Here is a 701-nt window from a genome sequence, read left to right as displayed (position 1 = left end):
ATGATGTACCCGGTGCTGGCCAAGGTCCGCTACGACCGGCTGGACACCGTCACCCGCGACACCCGGCTGCTGGTCTCCTCGGTCGTGGTGAACTGGGTCGTCGGGCCCGCGGTGATGTTCGCGCTGGCCTGGATCTTCCTGGCCGACCTGCCCGAGTACCGCACCGGCCTGATCATCGTCGGCCTGGCGCGCTGCATCGCGATGGTCATCATCTGGAACGACCTGGCCTGCGGCGACCGCGAGGCCGCCGCCGTGCTGGTCGCGCTGAACTCGGTCTTCCAGGTGCTGGTCTTCGGCCTGCTGGGCTGGTTCTACCTGGACCTGCTGCCCGGGTGGCTGGGCCTGGACACCGGCGGCCTGGACGCCTCCCCCTGGCTCATCGCGCTCAACGTGGTGATCTTCCTCGGCGTCCCGCTGGTGGCGGGGTTCCTCACCCGCCGGATCGGTGAGCGGCGGATGGGCCGCGAGCGCTACGAGGCGAACTTCCTGCCCCGGATCGGCCCGTGGGCGCTCTACGGCCTGCTGTTCACCATCGTGCTGCTGTTCGCCCTCCAGGGGGACCGGATCACCAGCCAACCGCTGGACGTGGTGCGCATCGCGGTGCCGCTGCTGGCCTACTTCGCCATCATGTGGTTCGGCACCTTCGCCTTCGGCAAGGCGATCGGGATGGACTACGACCGCACCGCGACGCTGGCCTTCAC

At 69.2% G+C, this 701-nt stretch carries 1 protein-coding gene; it reads left to right on the top strand.

Annotation, left to right across the window (positions count from 1 at the left end; genetic code table 11):
• Positions 1-701 (top strand): ACR3 family arsenite efflux transporter (arsB, locus tag FYW99_RS31600; RefSeq protein ID WP_150256279.1); only part of this gene is annotated, 701 nt, incomplete at both ends.

This window comes from Nocardiopsis deserti (assembly GCF_008638355.1).
In the GTDB taxonomy this organism is placed as follows: Bacteria; Actinomycetota; Actinomycetes; order Streptosporangiales; family Streptosporangiaceae; genus Nocardiopsis; species Nocardiopsis alborubida.
Note: the sequence above shows the minus strand (reverse complement) of the source record. Positions and strands in the feature narration are given on the sequence as shown.